The organism is Arthrobacter sp. ISL-5 (assembly GCF_018613835.1).
Taxonomy (GTDB): Bacteria; Actinomycetota; Actinomycetes; order Actinomycetales; family Micrococcaceae; genus Arthrobacter.
In genome coordinates this window covers 81,943-98,841 of the sequence record NZ_JAGGPM010000012.1, presented here as the reverse complement: position 1 = coordinate 98,841, position 16,899 = coordinate 81,943, and the positions used below count along the sequence as shown (strand labels likewise).

At 67.5% G+C, this 16,899-nt stretch carries 15 protein-coding genes and 1 pseudogene; 9 read left to right on the top strand and 7 right to left on the bottom strand.

The window, feature by feature from the left end:
- Positions 1–18: 18 nt before the first annotated feature.
- On the bottom strand, positions 19–1,380 hold the full coding sequence (locus J7I89_RS06320; RefSeq protein WP_214968348.1) for a uracil-xanthine permease family protein: 1,362 nt from the start codon (positions 1,378–1,380) through the stop codon (positions 19–21).
- Between the two features lie 312 nt (positions 1,381–1,692).
- Between J7I89_RS06320 and J7I89_RS06315 the strand changes: the two genes are divergently transcribed.
- Together J7I89_RS06315 and J7I89_RS06310 are read left to right on the top strand one after the other, a co-directional pair.
- Entirely contained in the window at positions 1,693–2,298 is a 606-nt protein-coding gene (locus J7I89_RS06315) for a malonic semialdehyde reductase (RefSeq protein WP_214968347.1), read from the top strand.
- Positions 2,299–2,485: 187 nt separating this feature from the next.
- Positions 2,486–2,968: a 2'-5' RNA ligase family protein gene (locus J7I89_RS06310; RefSeq protein WP_214968345.1), complete on the top strand. Its 483-nt coding sequence runs from the start codon at positions 2,486–2,488 to the stop codon at positions 2,966–2,968.
- On the opposite strand, the gene pgm is transcribed toward J7I89_RS06310, so the two are convergent.
- Positions 2,958–4,607, bottom strand: a complete 1,650-nt coding sequence (pgm, locus tag J7I89_RS06305; protein ID WP_214968342.1) for a phosphoglucomutase (alpha-D-glucose-1,6-bisphosphate-dependent) — start codon at positions 4,605–4,607, stop codon at positions 2,958–2,960. The genes J7I89_RS06310 and pgm overlap by 11 nt on opposite strands.
- A gap of 322 nt (positions 4,608–4,929) precedes the next feature.
- On the opposite strand from pgm, the gene J7I89_RS06300 reads away from it, so the two are divergent.
- Together J7I89_RS06300 and J7I89_RS06295 are read left to right on the top strand one after the other, a co-directional pair.
- Positions 4,930–5,982 (top strand): nuclease-related domain-containing protein, encoded by a 1,053-nt coding sequence (locus tag J7I89_RS06300; RefSeq protein ID WP_214968341.1) that lies wholly within the window; start codon positions 4,930–4,932, stop codon positions 5,980–5,982.
- Between the two features lie 106 nt (positions 5,983–6,088).
- The gene (locus tag J7I89_RS06295; RefSeq protein ID WP_214968339.1) at positions 6,089–6,679 is read left to right on the top strand and encodes a DUF4190 domain-containing protein; all 591 of its coding nucleotides are present in this window, start codon (positions 6,089–6,091) and stop codon (positions 6,677–6,679) included.
- Positions 6,680–6,731: 52 nt separating this feature from the next.
- Here the strand turns inward: J7I89_RS06295 and J7I89_RS25750 are convergent, their stop codons facing one another.
- From J7I89_RS25750 to J7I89_RS06280, 3 genes and pseudogenes are all read right to left on the bottom strand, one after another.
- A complete protein-coding gene (locus J7I89_RS25750; RefSeq protein WP_214968337.1) occupies positions 6,732–7,598 on the bottom strand; it encodes a phosphotransferase in 867 nt (288 codons plus the stop codon).
- Positions 7,599–7,602: 4 nt separating this feature from the next.
- Positions 7,603–9,071 (bottom strand): annotated as a pseudogene (locus J7I89_RS06285) (peptide MFS transporter).
- Positions 9,072–9,146: 75 nt separating this feature from the next.
- Positions 9,147–10,619: an amidase gene (locus tag J7I89_RS06280; RefSeq protein ID WP_214968335.1), complete on the bottom strand. Its 1,473-nt coding sequence runs from the start codon at positions 10,617–10,619 to the stop codon at positions 9,147–9,149.
- Between the two features lie 196 nt (positions 10,620–10,815).
- On the opposite strand from J7I89_RS06280, the gene J7I89_RS06275 reads away from it, so the two are divergent.
- From J7I89_RS06275 to J7I89_RS06265, 3 genes are all read left to right on the top strand, one after another.
- Positions 10,816–11,142, top strand: coding sequence for a rhodanese-like domain-containing protein (locus tag J7I89_RS06275; protein WP_214968334.1), 327 nt, complete (start codon positions 10,816–10,818; stop codon positions 11,140–11,142).
- A gap of 51 nt (positions 11,143–11,193) precedes the next feature.
- Positions 11,194–12,174 carry a prephenate dehydratase gene (pheA, locus tag J7I89_RS06270; protein WP_214968332.1) on the top strand — a complete coding sequence of 327 codons (981 nt, stop codon included), beginning with the start codon at positions 11,194–11,196 and terminating at the stop codon, positions 12,172–12,174.
- A gap of 93 nt (positions 12,175–12,267) precedes the next feature.
- Positions 12,268–12,489, top strand: coding sequence for a hypothetical protein (locus J7I89_RS06265; protein ID WP_214968330.1), 222 nt, complete (start codon positions 12,268–12,270; stop codon positions 12,487–12,489).
- Between the two features lie 121 nt (positions 12,490–12,610).
- On the opposite strand, the gene J7I89_RS06260 is transcribed toward J7I89_RS06265, so the two are convergent.
- Positions 12,611–13,675, bottom strand: a complete 1,065-nt coding sequence (locus J7I89_RS06260; protein ID WP_214968328.1) for a diacylglycerol kinase family protein — start codon at positions 13,673–13,675, stop codon at positions 12,611–12,613.
- 135 nt (positions 13,676–13,810) lie between these two features.
- Here J7I89_RS06260 and serS point away from each other — a divergent pair, with 135 nt between their 5' ends.
- Positions 13,811–15,091 (top strand): serine--tRNA ligase, encoded by a 1,281-nt coding sequence (gene serS / locus J7I89_RS06255; protein ID WP_214968326.1) that lies wholly within the window; start codon positions 13,811–13,813, stop codon positions 15,089–15,091.
- A gap of 107 nt (positions 15,092–15,198) precedes the next feature.
- Positions 15,199–16,044 carry an HAD family hydrolase gene (locus tag J7I89_RS06250; protein WP_214968324.1) on the top strand — a complete coding sequence of 282 codons (846 nt, stop codon included), beginning with the start codon at positions 15,199–15,201 and terminating at the stop codon, positions 16,042–16,044.
- 49 nt (positions 16,045–16,093) lie between these two features.
- Here the strand turns inward: J7I89_RS06250 and J7I89_RS06245 are convergent, their stop codons facing one another.
- A complete protein-coding gene (locus tag J7I89_RS06245; protein WP_214968322.1) occupies positions 16,094–16,693 on the bottom strand; it encodes a hypothetical protein in 600 nt (199 codons plus the stop codon).
- Positions 16,694–16,899 lie beyond the last annotated feature (206 nt).

Here is a 16,899-nt window from a genome sequence, read left to right as displayed (position 1 = left end):
ACCCTAATCCGTCTGGGCCTACCGCTTCTTGGAAGACCGCTTGGCGGCCGCGTTGATCGCTGCCTTGGCGGCCGGGGGCAGGTTGTGCTGCACCGGCCCCTCGGCCTCCGGTTCGGCTGCCGTTCCGCGGGCCTTCGCGATGGCCTTCATGCCGTGGTAGATCACCAGGGCGGCGGCGGATCCCAGCGCGATGCCGGTGAACTTCAGGTCGCCGATGGTCCAGGTGTAGTCCGCGATGCCGATGATGAGGGCGACGGCGGCGGTGGTCAGGTTTACGGGGTTGGAGAAATTGACCCTGTTCTGGACCCAGATCTTCACGCCCAGGATGCCGATCATGCCGTACAGCATGGTGGCGGCGCCGCCCAGCACCCCCGGGGGCACGGTGGCGATCAGCTCGCCGAATTTCGGTGAAAAGCTGAGCAGAATGGCGAAGATGCCGGCCACCCAATACGCGGCGGTGGAGTAGACCTTGGTGGCAGCCATGACGCCGATGTTTTCCGCGTAGGTGGTGGTGCCGGAACCGCCGCCGAAGCCGGCCAGCACGGTGGCCGCGCCGTCGGCCATCAGGGCGCGGCCGGAGACGCCGTCCAGGTTCTGGCCGGTCATGGCGGACACGGACTTCACGTGCCCGATGTTCTCGGCCACGAGCACCAGCACCACGGGAACGAAGAGGCCCACCACGCCGAGGTGGAATTCGGGCGTCTGGAAGTGGGGCAGCCCGACCCACGGGGCCGCGTCCATCTTGGCGTAGCTCACCTCGCCGCGGATCATGGCCGCGAGGTAGCCCACCACCACGCCCACGAGGATGCTCAGGCGGCCCACGATCCCGCGGAACAGCACGCTCACCAGGATGATGGTCACCAGCGTGATGAGCGCGGTCACGGGCGCGGCGTCGAAGTTGGTCTTGGCGGCCGGTGCGAGGTTGAGGCCGATCAGGGCCACGATGGCACCGGTGACGATGGGCGGCATTAGCCGGTTGATCCAGCCCGCGCCGAATTTCTGCACGATCGCACCGATCACGGCAAGCCCGACGCCGGCCAGCACCACGCCGCCCAGCGCTCCGGCCACGCCGTACTGCTGCTGGGACGCCATGATGGGCGCGATGAACGCAAAGCTCGATCCGAGGTAGCTGGGCACGCGCCCCTGGGTGATTACCAGGAACAGGAGCGTGCCGATGCCCGAGAAGAAGAGCGTGGTGGCTGGCGGCATTCCGGTAATGATGGGCACCAGGAATGTGGCACCGAACATGGCCACCACGTGCTGCATGCCAACGCCGATGGTCAGTGGCCAGGTGAGCCGTTCACCCGGCGCCACCACTTCGCCCGGGCGGACGGCTTTGCCGTTGCCGTGCAGCTTCCATTTGGTTCCGAGCATGCTCATTGCCGGGGCCTTTCAGAGGGGGTAGCCGCACTGTCGGGGGCTGGGATCTTTCGGTGCAACAATACCGCGCTGCGGCCCGGCGCAGGAGGGCCAATGCGAGAGGGCGAATGCGCGGGCTGCAGGAGGGCCAGCGCGGAAGGGCCGGTGCACCCGCACGGTGCACCCGCACGGCGCGAGAGCGCGTGTGCGAAAGGTCACGCTCCGTAACGGTCCGTCACGGGAAGAGGACGCCCGCGCACGAAGTTGAAACCATGGAAAGCAGGACTGCCCGACCGTCCCGGCAGGGACGGCGGCCAAGTGAAAGGGACCCGAATGACAATCGCCCATGAAGAAGCCGTTATCGATTCCGCCGCCGTGGACGCGATCTTCGCCGAAGCCCGCACAGCCAACGCCTTCACCGGCGAGGTCACCGAGCAGCAGGCCCGCGCCATCTATGAACTGACCAAGTTCGGCCCCACAGCCTTCAACTCCCAGCCCCTGCGCGTCACCTACGTGCGCTCGTCGGAAGCCCGCGCCAAGCTCGTGGACGCGCTGTCATCCGGGAACCGGGCCAAGACTGCTTCCGCGCCCCTCGTGGCGGTCCTCAGCTACGACACCTCCTGGCAGGAGCAGTGGGACAACTTCCTGCCCGGCTACAACGCACCGAAGGCCATGTACGACGCCTCACCGGACCTCGCGACTTCCACGGGCAACAACAACGCCCACTTGCAAGCCGGATACTTCATCCTCGCTGTGCGTTCGCTCGGCTTCGCCGCGGGTCCCATGACGGGCGCGGACTTTGCCGCCATTGACGCCGAGTTCTTCCCGGCCGGCGACCAGAAGAGTTTCCTCGTGGTCAACATAGGCCAGCCCGCAGCCGGCGCCTGGGGCGATGTGAAGCCGAAGTTCGCCTACGAGGACGTCGTCCGCACCGTCTGATCCCGAAAAAGGGTTCCGGCTCGCAAAATGGTCACGGCGCAGAATGCCTCCGGCAATATGGGGGACATTCCGGAGGCATTCGGGACAGCATTTCTGCAGCAGAACTGCACGGCAAGCATCCGGGCCAATTCCAATATTAGTCCTGTTCAGCCCCGGCTGGGCGGGTGGCCGGTGCCAAACTTGGGGTATGCGGAACCTCATCATGGTCGCGTTCATCGAACCCGTGGCGGTGGGCCAGGAATTCCTGCGAAGCGACTGGCCGCTGCACGTTACGCTGGTGCGGTTCGACGTCGGGAACGACGGCGACGCAGCCCGGTTCGCGGCACTCGCCGAAATGCCGGCCAAGCAGGCGCTGGGCACGGTCCTGGCCGTCGGCGGGGAGGACCGCTTCGGGCGCCAGGGGTCCGTTCCGGTCAGCCTCGTCGAGACTGACCCGGCACTCCAGATGCTGCATGATTCCCTAGTGCAGGCCGTGCAGCAAGTCTCCGGACGCGTCGCCAGCCCGCAATACACGCGGCGGAACTTCCGCCCCCATGTGTCGCATCACGGCGACAGGCGCGTGCACCGGGGCGACGCCGTCGTTCTTGACCAAATAGCGCTCGTGGACATGGCGCCGGATGGCAACCACACCATCCGGCGCATCCTCGAGCTGTGGGAGCTTAGGAAATAACCCCGTCCACCAGCGCCTTGGCCTCGGCCTGGACCTGCTTGAGGTGGTCGGCGCCCTTGAAGGACTCCGCGTAGATCTTGTAGACGTCCTCGGTGCCGGACGGGCGGGCGGCGAACCAGGCGTTCTCCGTGACCACCTTCAGGCCGCCGATGGACGCGCCGTTGCCGGGAGCCTCGGTGAGCTTGGCGGTGATGGTTTCGCCGGCGAGCTCGGTGGCGGTGACATCGGACGGCGACAGCTTGCCGAGTGCCGCCTTCTGCTCGCGCGTGGCCGCGGCGTCAATCCGGGCGTACACCGGGGCGCCGAACTGGTCCGTGAGGCCCTTGTACAGCTGTGACGGCGACTTGCCTGTGACGGCGGTGATTTCCGAGGCCAGCAGGGCGAGCAGGATGCCGTCCTTGTCCGTGGTCCAGACGCTGCCGTCCATCTTGTTGAACGAGGCTCCGGCGGACTCCTCGCCGCCGAACGCGCCTTCGCCGGACAGCAGGCCGGGAACGAACCACTTGAAGCCGACCGGCACTTCGACGAGCTTGCGGCCCAGGCTTTCGGCCACCCTGTCGATGATGGAGGAGGAGACGAGCGTCTTGCCGATCACCGACTGCGGGTTCCAGCCGGTGCGGTTGCGGTAGAGGTAGTCGATGGCGACGGCGAGGTAGTGGTTGGGGTTCATCAGGCCACCGTCGGGCGTGACAATGCCGTGGCGGTCGGCGTCGGCATCGTTGCCGGTGGCAACGTCGAAGGTGGCACCGTCGGACATGCGGTTGATCAGGGACGCCATCGCCGACGGCGAGGAGCAGTCCATCCGGATCTTCTCGTCCCAGTCCAGGGTCATGAAGGCCCATTGCGGGTCAACGGTGGGGTTGACCACCGTGAGGTTCAGGTGGTGCCGCTCACCGATTTCGCCCCAGTAGTCCACGGACGCGCCGCCCATGGGGTCGGCTCCGATGCGGACGCCGGCCTCGCGGATGGCGTTCAGGTCCAGCACCGACGGGAGGTCGTCCACGTAGCTGCTGAGGAAGTCGAATTTGCCGGTGGTGCCGGCGGCGAGGGCGTCGGCCACGGGGATGCGCTTCACGCCCCGGAGCCCGTTTTCCAGCAGTTCGTTGGCGCGGTTGGCGATCCAGCCCGTGGCGTCCGTGTCAGCGGGGCCGCCGTGCGGCGGGTTGTACTTGAAGCCGCCGTCAGCGGGAGGGTTGTGGCTTGGCGTGACCACGATGCCGTCGGCCTGCGGGGCGCCTGCCGGGGCGTTCCGGTTGTACGTGAGGATGGCGTGGCTCAGGGCCGGGGTGGGCGTGTATCCGTGGCGGGCGTCGATGAGGACGCTCACGCCGTTGGCTGCCAGCACCTCCAGCGCGGAATTCTGCGCCGGTTCACTGAGCCCGTGCGTGTCCTTGGCCAGGAACAGCGGCCCGGTGATGCCCTGGCCGGCACGGTATTCCACGATGGCCTGGGTGATGGCCACGATATGCCCTTCATTGAAGGACGCTTTCAGGCTGGATCCGCGGTGCCCGGAGGTCCCGAACGCCACGCGCTGTCCGGGGTCTCCCAGATCAGGCTTGACGTCGTAATACGCATCCAGAAGTGCGGTCAGGTCAACAAGGTCTTGGGGTTGGGCAACTGTGCCCGCGCGGCTAGCCATGGCACCAGCATGCCAGACGGCGGCGGGGCGCAACACGACATGTCCGAAATCCGGTCCCTGTGACGCCGGATGTCTCCAAATCGGGCTGACTACTTGGACTTTTTTGGTCCAAAACTGAGTACAGGGGCCAAAAAGTACCTATATACCGGCCGATTAGGGGACTGCTACCTTCAACATCAACGACGACGGCGGGCGCGCGGCCGCGTGGAGAGCGCCGGCCGCGCCCGGCGCGCGCAGCGCGGCAGGGCGCATCTGGCTTTCGGGGCGGCGATTGCCCGGAAGCGCGGCCGCCGTTCGGAAGGCGAAGAACTGAGGGGGACTCATGGGGGCTGCAGATGGCGCATTCGAGCGGACGCGGCTGGCCTCAGAGCGGATTGCGCGGCTGAAGCGCGACCTTGACCGGGCGGAACACGCCCCGGGGTCAGGTCGCGTCGGTGCGGGTCCGGGCTGCGATCAGCTGATGGCGGCCAGGCTTGGAGAGCTGGTTCCGCGGGGTTGGTTCCTCCTGCATGACGTCCACTGGCCCGGTCGGCCGCTGGCCCGTCTGGATCACGTGCTGGTGGGCCCCGGTGGCGTGATCGTGCTCGGAGCCAAGAGCTGGACCGGCAAGGTGGAGGTCACTGACGGAGTGCTGCGCCAGAACGGCTATGCACGGCACCCGGCCATCGAAGTTGCCCTGGGGCAGGCCGCTGCTGTGGCCGCCCTGCTTCCGGCGCCCCGGCGGCGCTTCGTCCGTTCCCTGATCTGCATGGCCGGGCAGCCCGGCCTGTCCGGAACCACCGCCTCGGGTATTGAAGTCCATGGAATCGACAACGTGGTGGCAGCGGTGGCCGGAATGCCGGCTGTGCTGGATCCCCAGGCCGTTGTGGAGCTCTATGCCCAGCTCGGCCGGCTTCTGACCCGGCCCCACGTGCCGGAGGCAACCGGCCTCGGGGGCCGTCCCGGGAGGATTGCCGTGGCGAAGAACGCGGGAGCCCGTCCGGATGCCCCAGATTCGGCGGCTCCCCGTGCGTCAACCACCCAGCCGCCGGCTGCCGGCTCATCAGCTGCCCGATCTTCCGCGCCGCGGCACGTCGCCCTCCGGAACTCCGCCTTTCGGCACGCCACCGTCCTGCCGTCAACTGTTCTGCCGTCAGTCCGCCCGTCAACGGCCCGGCCGGCTTTTCCGCCGCCGCAGCGACCCGGGTCCCGTGGCCAATATTCCCTCCGCCAATACTCCCTGCGCCAACACTCTCTGGACCGCTACTCTCTGGGCCGGGAGCATCAGTCCAGGCCTGTGCTTCGCTCCGTCGGGATGGCCCTGATCGCCGGCCTCGTCTCTATGGTGCTGCTTGCCCCGCCCCTGTGGCTGCTGTGGGAGTTGCTGCCCAAATAGAGCCGGGCTGGGGGCCTTTCGCAACACATGCCGCCGCTAACGCGGGAGGAATAAAAAGCCCTGTGCGGCGGTAGTGTTTTGTTCAGGACTTAATGAGGGGATTTCCATGACTGAGCAGCGCCCCGCCGGGACGGGCGGCGACCCAACACCTGACGGCTACCAGCCGCCGTCGTATATTCCGCCGCAGGGATCGGATATCCCGGCGCCGCCGCTCTACACGCCGCCGGGCGAGCAGTATGGGCAGCAATACGGTCAGCAATACGGTCAGCAGTACAGCGAGCCGGGCCGGCAGCATGATCGGGCCGGGGAAGGGTACGGCAGTCCCTACTCGCAGCCCGGCAGCCCCTACGCCCAACCTGCCAGCCCTTACGGCCAGCCGGGGCAATACGCTGGACAATACGGCAGCCCCTACGGCCAGCCTTCCTACTACGGCATGGCCGCCGCGCCGAAGAACCTCAGCATCGCCAGCCTGTGCTGCGGGATTGCGGTATTCGTGGGATTCGGTGTTTTCCTCCTGCCGCAGGTGGCGGCAGTCATCCTGGGCCACATGGCCCTGCGGCGCGAACCGTCGGGCCGGGGCTTCGCCATTGCGGGCCTCGTAATGGGGTACATCGGTATCGCCCTGACCATTCTGGTGATCGTTGTTTTTGCGCTGCTTCTGGCGGGCCTCTCCACCACGTCCTCCGGCACCTTCTGACCGGCAACTCTGACCGGCACCTTCTGACCGGCACCTTCTGGCGCCTAGCCCGTCAGCGCCTCACCGTCAGCGCTTCGACCAGCCGCGGCGTGTTGTCTTCCAGCCAGCGGCCGCGGCGGCGGATCAGGCCGCCCACACCGTCGGCCCACATCCGCGCCCAGCCACCTCCGATAGTGCGGGCGTTGTGCGCCATGCGGTCGTGCGAGAGCCTGGCGGCCTCCGCGCCGAACTGCGGAAGCCGCCGTCGTTCGTCTTCCGTCCACCCGGAGGCGTCGGCGAAAATCCGCAGGCGCCGGAACGGATCCACGGCTTCCCAGCCGGCCCAGGCGTCCGTCGGGTCCCGCAACGGCACCCAGTGCATCGCGGTGTTGAAGGAATCCTTGAAGCCGGTGCTTGGCCCGGCGAGGTCGAAGTCTATGAGGCCCACAGCCCGGCCGCCGCGGACAACCACGTTCTGCGGGGTCACATCGAGATGGCAGACCAGTTCGCCCCGATCCTTGCGGACCGGCCCAGGCGGAAACAAATGCGGCGGAAACGGATGCCGGGACGGCACAAAGCCCGCCGACGCCTCGTGCAGGCGGCGCACCAGCAGCGCCACGGAGCGCAGCAGCTCCTCGGACTGCGCCCACGGTTCCGGCACGGCCCCGGCGCACTCGCCCGGGACGAACGTGAGGACATCCCGGCCGGCCTCGTCCCGGCCCAGGAACCTTGGCGTGCCCTCGAACCCGGCGTCCTCCAGCCAGTCGAGGTAGTCGGCCACGGCGTAGCTTTGCGGCTGGTGCGGGCGGCGGACGGTGCCGCCCACCCGCACCACGCCGTCGGTGACGTCGCCCGCCGGCAGGAGTTCGACGTCGGATGCCTCACCGGGCGCCGGGGCGTAGAGGCGCCGCTCAACAGGGAGGCGTGTCACGGGGTGCACGCGGTCAGCGTACGCCGCTCATCAACTTCCTGATAGCCGGCGACGCGGCGGCCAGGCCAACAGCCAGCAGCATGCCGGTGCCGCCGATGCCGACGAAGTACGGAAGTTCCTCGTCGGGGTTGTACAGCCCGGCCAGGATGCCCGCCAGCGTGGTGCCGAGCGAGACCGACAGGAAGAACAGGGCCACCATCTGGGTGTGGAAGGTCTGCGGTGCGAGCTTGGTGGTCACGGACAGGCCGATGGGGGAGAGGAACAGTTCGGCGAGGGTGAACAGGAACAGGATCCCCACGAGGGCCAGCAGGGGCGTCTTTCCTTCCCCGGCGAGCGGAATGAACGCCAGGAATGCCAAGCCCATCACGAACAGGCCGATCGCGAACTTGAGGGGCGAGCCGGGCTGCCGGGAGCCGAGCCGTGTCCAGAGAGCGGCCATGACCCCGGCGAAGATGATGATGAACACCGGGTTGATGGACTGCACCCAGGCAGCCGGCATTTCCCAGCCGAACAGGTTGCGGTCCAGCTTTTCCTCGGAGTACACGGCGATGAACGTGAACTGCTGCTGGAACAGGGCCCAGAAAGCCGCGGAGGCAATGTACAGCGGGATGAAGGCGGCCACGCGCTTGCGTTCGGTCCCGGTGACCTTCTTGCTGGCGAAGATCAGGACGAAGTAGAGGATGGAAGCGCCGATCGCGGCGTAGGCCACGGTCATGGCGAGGTTGTCCGCGTTCACCATGCCCGTGGCGAGGAGCAGTGCAAGGGCGGCGCCGATGCCGAGGAAAATGAGCCCGCACCGGGAGCGCTGCCCGGCGGGCAGCGGGCTGGGCACCCGGTGCGCCTCCTCCGGGAGCTTCTTGCGGCCCAGCGCATAGATCACCAGGCCCAGGGCCATGCCGACGGCGGCAGCACCGAAGCCCCAGTGGAACCCGTTTTCTTGCTGCAGCCAGCCGGTGACCAGCGGGCCGATCAGCCCGCCCAGGTTGATGCCCATATAGAAGATGGAGAAGCCCGCGTCGCGGCGGTCATCCTTCTCGCCGTACAGCGTGCCAACGAGGGCGGTGGCGTTGGCCTTTAGGCCGCCAGAGCCGACCCCCACCAGCACCAGCCCGGCGATCAGCCCCGGGATTCCCGGCACCAGTGCCAGGGCGATGTGCCCGCACATGATCAGGATGGCGGAGCCGAAGAGCACCCGTTCGGAACCGAACAGCCGGTCCCAAGCCAGGCACCGAGGATGGTGGACAGGTAGACCCCTCCGCCGTAGGCGCCGACGAGGCCGGCGGCCAGGCCCTGCTCAAGTCCGAGGCCGCCCTCGGCCGCCGTGAAGTACATGTAATAGAGCAGGATTCCCTGCATGCCGTAGAAGGAGAAGCGCTCCCACATTTCCACGGAGAAGAGGGTGGCCAGCATCTTTGGGTGGCCAAGAAATGAAGTATCGCCCGGCGTTGTGGCGGGGCGATCGGATAAATGAGTAGTGCTCATTTACTTAAGGGTGACACCCCGGCCCCCGGTTGTCACATTTTCGGTTGCCTGCAGCAACTGCCGCCGGCCGGCGGCCTAGAATCCCAGCTGCGCCGCCGTCTGCAGGAGCAGTGCCTCGGAGCCCGGGCGGCCGATCAGCTGGATGCCCATCGGAAGCCCTTCGCCGGCAGCTCCACCGGTCCAGTGCACCGGGACGCTGACGGCCGGCAGGCCGCAGACGTTCACCATGGAGGACCACGGCGCGAACTCGCACTGCCTGCGGTAGTCGCCGTCGGCGTCGCCGGCCCACTCCGAGACGGGCCAGTGCCCGTCCCCGTGGGCGGAACCCGTAAACCAGCCCACGGGCCGCGGTGTCTGCGCCAGCGACGGCGTGAGGATCAGGTCCCACTCGGCGTACTGTGCCACGGTGTCGCGCTGGAACTGCCGCAGGAAGGCCAGCGACTCGCTGAGTTTCGAGGCGCTCCGCTGCTGTGCGCGGCGCCGGAACGTCCGCGTCAGGGGGGTCAGCAGGGCTTCGCGCTGCGGCGCGATCCGGGCAGCCCCGACCCCCGCGGTCCATGCCGACGTGAAGGCGTCCGGGTAGCGGTTGTCGTAGCGGACGGCAGTTTCGACGACGTCGTGCCCGGCCTCGGTCAACAGGCGGACCCCGGTCTCCAGCGCGTCCAGGGCCTCTTCATCCGGCGTGAACGGGAAGATCCCGGACCACGGGCTGTCCAGGGTCACGCCGATGCGGAGCTTTGCCGGTTCGCGGTTTACGGCCTTGAGGTACCCGCCTTCGGACTCCAGGGCTGCTGTGCCATGGCCTGAATCTGCGCCATGGCCGGCGCTATGGGATCCTTCCCCAACCAGCGCGTCCAGCATCAGCGCGGCGTCCGCTGCCGAGCGCGCCAGCGGCCCGGCCACCACCAGCTTTGCCGGATCCCCGCCGCTTTCCCCGGCGGGGACCAGGCCCCGCCCGGGCTTGAGGCCCAGCAGACCGCAGGCCGCAGCCGGAATCCGGACCGACCCGCCGCCGTCGGTTCCCGGCGCAAACGGCAGCAGCCCGGCTGCCACGGCGGCGGCACTGCCGCCGGAAGAACCGCCCGAGCTGCGGCTCAGGGCGTAGGGATTTCGCGACGGCGGTGCGATGCGGTTTTCGCTGTAGGCCGTCAGTCCGAACTCGGGCACCTGCGTCTTGCCCAGGGAAATGGCTCCGGCACCTTTCAGCGCCGCCGCCAGTGCCCCGTCCATCGGGGCGGGGCGGCGTTCCAGGGCAGCGCTGCCGTGAGTCGTGACCACGCCGGCCACATCGGTGAGGTCCTTGAAAGCCAGCGGCACGCCATGGAGCGGCGGCAATTCCTGATCCGGAGGTCGCCGCGCGTACAGGCGGTCCGCCGCGGCTGCGTCAGCCATGGCCATGTCCGCGGTGACGGTGACGAATGCTCCCAGCCGGGGATTGGATTCGTCGATCCTGCCGAGGAAATGAGTCACCGCCTCCCGCGCGGAGAGCTCGCCCGAGCGAATCGCATCCCTGAGCCGGACGGCGGAAAGGTGGTGGATATCAGCCACGGAAGCGGGGCTCCGGCCGCTCGGGTATTCCCGCCACGCTGTCAGTGGGGGCGGCACGTATTGAGAGGGGGCGGGCAGGCAATGAGGCTCTCCTTCGGGGTCTGCTGACCAGCGTAACCTGCGCAGCCCGGGGGGTGCGCGGCCCGCTGCTGGCGATACGCTGGTGCAGAGAGCTTGAGCAAAGGAGAGGACTCCCATGAGCGACTTCGATACCGTCACCGTCAGCGACGTACCTGCGGACGCCACGATCCTGGACGTGCGGGAGGACTACGAGTGGGTGGCCGGACACGTGGAAGGCGCCGTGCACATCCCCCTGGACCAGCTTCCCGGACGCCTTGACGACCTTGACCCGGACGATGACCTCTACGTCATCTGCCGCACGGGCGGACGGTCCTTCCGGGCTGCGCAGTGGCTCGTGGGCCAGGGCTACTCGGCAATGAATGTGGCCGGGGGCATGGATCAGTGGCTCGAATCCGGCAAGCCGCTGGTCTCGGACAACGGCCTCAAGCCAGTGGTTCTCTGACCTCGGCGCCGTCCGCGCAGTCCCGTATATAACACCAAAGGAATACCGCTCATGCCTGCGTCCCGCCCCACGTATACCTTCCTCGGCCCTGAGGGCACGTTCACGGAGGCGGCGCTCATGCAGGTTCCGGATGCGGCGGAGGCGGTGCGCATCCCGTCGTCCAACGTCAACACCGCCCTGGACAAGGTCCGCGACGGATCCGCGGACGCCGCGATGGTGCCCATTGAAAACTCGGTGGAGGGCGGCGTGACCGCCACGCTGGATGCGATCGCCACCGGCCAGGAGCTCCGGATCATCCGGGAGGCCCTTGTGCCCATCAGCTTTGTCCTTGTGGCCCGGCCCGGCGTGGAAATCTCGCAGATCCGGCGGGTCTCCACGCACGGCCACGCCTGGGCGCAGTGCCGGCTCTGGGTGGATGCCAACATTCCCGGAGTTGAATACATTCCCGGTTCCTCCACCGCGGCCGCGGCCATGGGGCTGCTGGAGGACAACCCGCACTACGACGCCGCCATCTGCGCGCCGATCGTCGCCGCGGAACAGCCCGGGCTGCATGTACTGGCGGAGAACATCGGCGACAACCCCGGAGCCGTGACCCGCTTCGTCCTGGTCAGCCGCCCCGGAGTGCTGCCCGCCCGGACCGGCGCGGACAAGACAACGGTTGTGGTCCCGCTGCCCGAGGACAGGCCGGGGGCCCTGATGGAGATCCTGGACCAGTTTGCCACCCGCGGCGTCAACCTGAGCCGGATCGAGTCCCGGCCCACGGGCCAGTACCTGGGCCACTACTTCTTCAGCATTGACGCCGACGGCCACGTGGCAGACGCCCGGGTGGCCGACGCCCTCGCCGGGCTGCACCGCATCAGCCCCGCAACACGGTTCCTGGGCTCCTACGGTCGCGCGGACGCGCAAAGCCTGGTGGTCCCGCCGCATACGTCAGACGAAGCATTCCGCAATGCGCATGCATGGGTCCGAGACATACTCGCAGCCGAAACTCTCGGCTCCGGGATGACGGTGAATGCTTCGCCCACAGCGTAGACAAATGCCCCATGGGGCACTTCCCTGCCCTTGTTACTGTGCGTATGCTTGCCTGATCAACATGGGGGGTGGCCCCAACGAAGGGAGCGGGTCATGTCAGACAGAACCAGCACCGACAACGACGGCCAGGGAATGATCGTCAATCCCAAGCCGACCTCCGACAACCAGGACTGGGACGGGGACGATGCAGACCGGGCGGACCGCCTGCGCTTCGAAGAGGAACAGGCCATGATCCGCGAGCAGTCCGAGGCCCGCGCAGCCGCCAAGGCCGCCGCCGACGCCGCCAAGCGTACCGGCACCGCCAAGACGGCCTAGACCGCCCAGCATTCCGCGCCCACCATTCCGCGGCGCGCGCCTCAGAACCTGCGCGCCATTCCAGAACTTTCCCGCCAGTCCTTACACTGCAAGTCCCTGGCTGCCGATCCTGCTGTTCCCGCTACTGACGGGCGGTGTCTTCCCTGACCCGGACCAGCAGTGACCTGGGCTCCACCTGAACTGTGACCTTTGTCGCGTCCCCGGACGTGTCGCCGTCGAGTTGCGTGGGCATCGGCTCCGGGCACTTGATGACCACTTTGCCGGAACGGTAGACGCTCATGACGGGCAGGTGCCGCTTGTGCTTGAAGAGGATTTTGGCGTACATGGCCAGCCACCCGACGGCGCTCCGGGGGCTCATGACCACCACGTCCAGCATCCCGTCGTCGATCATGGCCTGGGGAATGAGGTCGATTCCGCCCGGGACAAGCCCGCAGTTGGCAAAGAGGACGCTCCGGATCTTGCGGGCCTGCTCGGGCTCGTCGTTCAGGGAGATTGACACTTTCTTCCGCCGCCCGGGCAGGTGGCGGACGCCTGCCTCCGTGTATGCGAGCCAGCCCACGGCCCGCTTCAGCCCGGCGTTGGTATCGCCCACCACCTCGGCGTCCATCCCGATGCCCGCAATCACGAGGAACGCATGGCTTGACGAGTGGCCGGTCTGCGAATTCTCAATCCGCATCCGTGCGGTATCGATGTAGCGCTGATGGCCAAAAAGAGCGGTCTGCACATTGCCGTGAAGGTCATAGACGTCCAAGTCCACGTTGCGCGCCAAGAGGTTCCCCGTGCCCAGCGGGATCAGGCCCATCGCAACCCCCGTGTGCGCAAGGGACTCGGCCACGACGCGTACTGTTCCGTCGCCGCCGCCCACCAGGACGACGTCGGCCCCGTATTCCAGCGCCGCCCGCACCTGCGAGTGGCCGGGATCCTCGGGCGTCGTCTCGAAGAAACGGGGGGCCTCCCAGCCTGCCGTCAGGCAGGCCCGCTGGATCGTGGCGCGTGCCTCCGCGGACTTGGCCGCGATGGGGTTCAGGACCACGGCAACACGCTGGTGTTCTAGGCCGTGCTCGTGGGTGTCCTCCCGGACGGCGCTGCGTGCGTGTGCGGCCTTGAGCCTGCGCACACCCCACCAGCTGGAGACGGCGAACGCCAGTGCCCCAGCGATCAGGACGTAGAGAAGCAGGTCGCTCATGGTGCTCCAACACTATCCCGCCCGGTGCCGCCCACAGTTCAGCAATGTTCGGCAACCTGTCCCGTCATCCCGGTCCGGAGCCGGCCGCCAACGGCATCCGCCCGGACAGCCCTCCGGATTCGATACTCTTGTCTGGTGATCGACGTAAAAGACCTCAGCGACAACCCGGACAAGTTCCGCGCCAGCCAGCACGCCCGCGGTGCGGACGAAACCCTGGTGGACGCGATCATCGATGCGGATGCCGCGCGCCGGGCCGCGCTGATCAGCTTCGAAAACCTCCGCGCTGAACAGAATGTGTTCGGCAAGAAAGTGGCCCAGGCCAAGGGCGAGGAAAAGCAGGCGCTCCTCGCCGAGGTCCGCGAGCTCGCCGGAGCGGTCAAGGCCGCGTCAGCCGAGGCCGACGCCGCGCAGGCCAAGCAGGAAGAACTGCTGCGCACCATTCCGAACCTCATCGAGGACGGCGTGCCGGAAGGCGGCGAGGACGACTACATAGTGGTCAGGACCGTCGGCACGCCGCGTGAATTCCCGGACTTCGAACCGCGGGACCACCTGGAGATCGGCGAACTGATCGGCGCGATCGACATGGAGCGCGGCGCCAAGGTTTCCGGCTCACGGTTCTACTTCCTCCGCGGCGTAGGCGCACGGCTGGAGATGGCACTGCTGCAGATGGCCATGGACCAGGCCATCGAGGCCGGCTTCGTCCCCATGATCACCCCCACGCTGGTCCGTCCCGAGACCATGCAGGGCACCGGTTTTGACGTCAAGCACGACGCCGAGATCTACCGTCTCGCTGAAGACGACCTTTACCTTGTGGGAACCTCCGAGGTGCCCCTGGCCGGCTACCACGCGGACGAGATCCTGGACCTCACGCCGGGGCCCATCCGGTTCGCCGGCCAGAGCTCGTGCTACCGCCGCGAGGCCGGTTCGCACGGCAAGGACACCCGCGGCATCATCCGTGTGCACCAGTTCAACAAAGTGGAGATGTTCGTCTACACCACTGTCGAAGAGGCTGCTGCGGAACATGAACGCCTGCTCGCCTGGGAAGAGGAGATGCTGGCCAAGTGCGAGCTCCCGTACCGTGTGATCGACACCGCCGCAGGCGACCTCGGAATGTCCGCGGCCCGCAAGTATGACTGCGAGGCATGGGTTCCGACGCAGGGCGCCTACCGCGAGCTGACGTCCACCTCCAACTGCACCACGTTCCAGGCCCGCCGCCTGAACATCCGTGAGCGGGTGTTCACCGAGGACGGCACGCCCAAGGGCACCCGTCCCGTGGCCACGCTCAACGGCACGTTGGCCACCACGCGCTGGATCGTGGCCATCCTGGAGCACCACCAGAACCCGGACGGCTCCGTCAGCGTGCCGGCAGCCCTGCAGAAGTACATCGGCGGCCTCGAGGTCCTCCCGGTCCTCTAGGGTAAACACTCACACCGGGGAAAACCTGTGAGTATTTACCTGCTGTTCACACGCTGCTGTGGCCTGCGTCCTAGCGGGTGTCAGGGGCGTCTGCTCTACTAATAGGCATGACAATATTGACTGAAAACTCAGCCGCTGGCATCGAAGACCAGCAAGATATCCGGCAGAAACTCATGATCGCCCTGGACGTGGACGGAACCCTGGTGGACCACGACGGCCACATGTCTGCCCCCGTCCGCGACGCCGCGCAGGCCGTGGTTGCCGCCGGCCATGACGTCATGATCGCCACCGGCCGGTCCCTTAACGCGACCCTTCCCGTCATTGAGCAGATCGGGATCGACCGCGGCTACGCCGTCTGCTGCAACGGCGGCGTGACGCTGCGCCTGGATCCGGAGTTGGCGGACGGCTATGAAATCATCCACAAGGCCACGTTCGATCCCGGCCCCGCGCTCCGCGCCCTCCGCAAGCGCCTGCCGGCAGCCAAATACGCGCTCGAGGATGAGGACGGCAACTTCCTCTCCACCGAGCGCTTCCAGGATGCGAGCTTCGGGGTGGAGGCGATCGGCGTCGACTTCCAGACCATGCTGGAGGCCACGGCCGTCCGCGTCGTGGTCTTCAGCGCCGAGAACACCCCGGAGGAGTTCAACGAGGCCATTGAACACATCGGGCTTGCCGGCGTCACCTACTCGGTGGGCTGGACCGCCTGGCTGGACATCGCCGCAGCAGGGGTCACCAAGGCCAGTGCGCTCGAAAGCCTGCGCCGCAGGCTCGGCGTCGAGGCTGCCAGCACCCTAGCCATCGGCGACGGCCGCAACGACATCGAAATGCTCACGTGGGCTGGACGCGGCGTCGCCATGGGCCAGGCCCCGGAGGAAGTGGTTGCCGCGGCAGATGAGGTCACCAAGTCCGTGTACGACGACGGCGCTGCGCACGTGCTGCGCGGACTCCTGTAAGCGACGGGCTGCTCAGGCGTTCCCGCGCTGACGACCCGACCGGAACTGTCTACCGCACCTCGAGAATGAGGGAAAGCAGTCTTGCCGCGGCTGGCCGGGCAGCGTGCTCCTCGTTCCACTGCGACCTCGCCACGGCCTTGCTGACGGCCTGGGAGGTGATGCCCAGTTCCGCCGCCACGGCTTTCTGCTGGCCGCGAACACCGGGGGTCAGCAGATCCAGGACACGCCATTCGGCCTCGCTCCTGTCCCGGACAATATGGCCCAGGAGCCGGAGCACCGACTCGGATTCCGCTGCCACGTCCGCCAGGGGGCCCTCCACGGCCACGGGAATACGCTCCTTGCCGTAGCGGAGCCGGTCCACGGCCCGGCGCGCGTACACCAGCCCGTGCCCGGAGGCGTCCTTGATCTGGTTCGGCAGCGGCTCGTTCACAGGGCCCACGCCGATCCCCACAAACCAGCTGCCGCACCGCAGCGCGATCATGGCGGCTTCCACGGTCTGATGGGGACAATCCAGGATCCCCTGCACTTCGTCTTCCACGGAGCGGTCGAAGTCCAGGCGCGCCGGGATATGCCGCAGGTCCTTGAGGAGCTGCGGGACCCGGTCGCCGTCGCGCCGGCTGTCTGTTTGGTTGATAGTCAGCGTGAACATGGTGGAAATCAGACTACCCGGTGGTCGCTGGGAGGCAAGATCTCCGGCCGGGGACGTCACGGAGCTCACTTCAGCCCCCGGCGGCGTGCGATATCCTGCCCGGCTGTGCCACCCGCGCTGACACGGCGGGTCCGGAAAAACGCGAGGGCGGCAGGTGCGGTTCACAAGGAACCGCGCCTGCCGCCGTCGGTGTCTAAAGCGGTGGG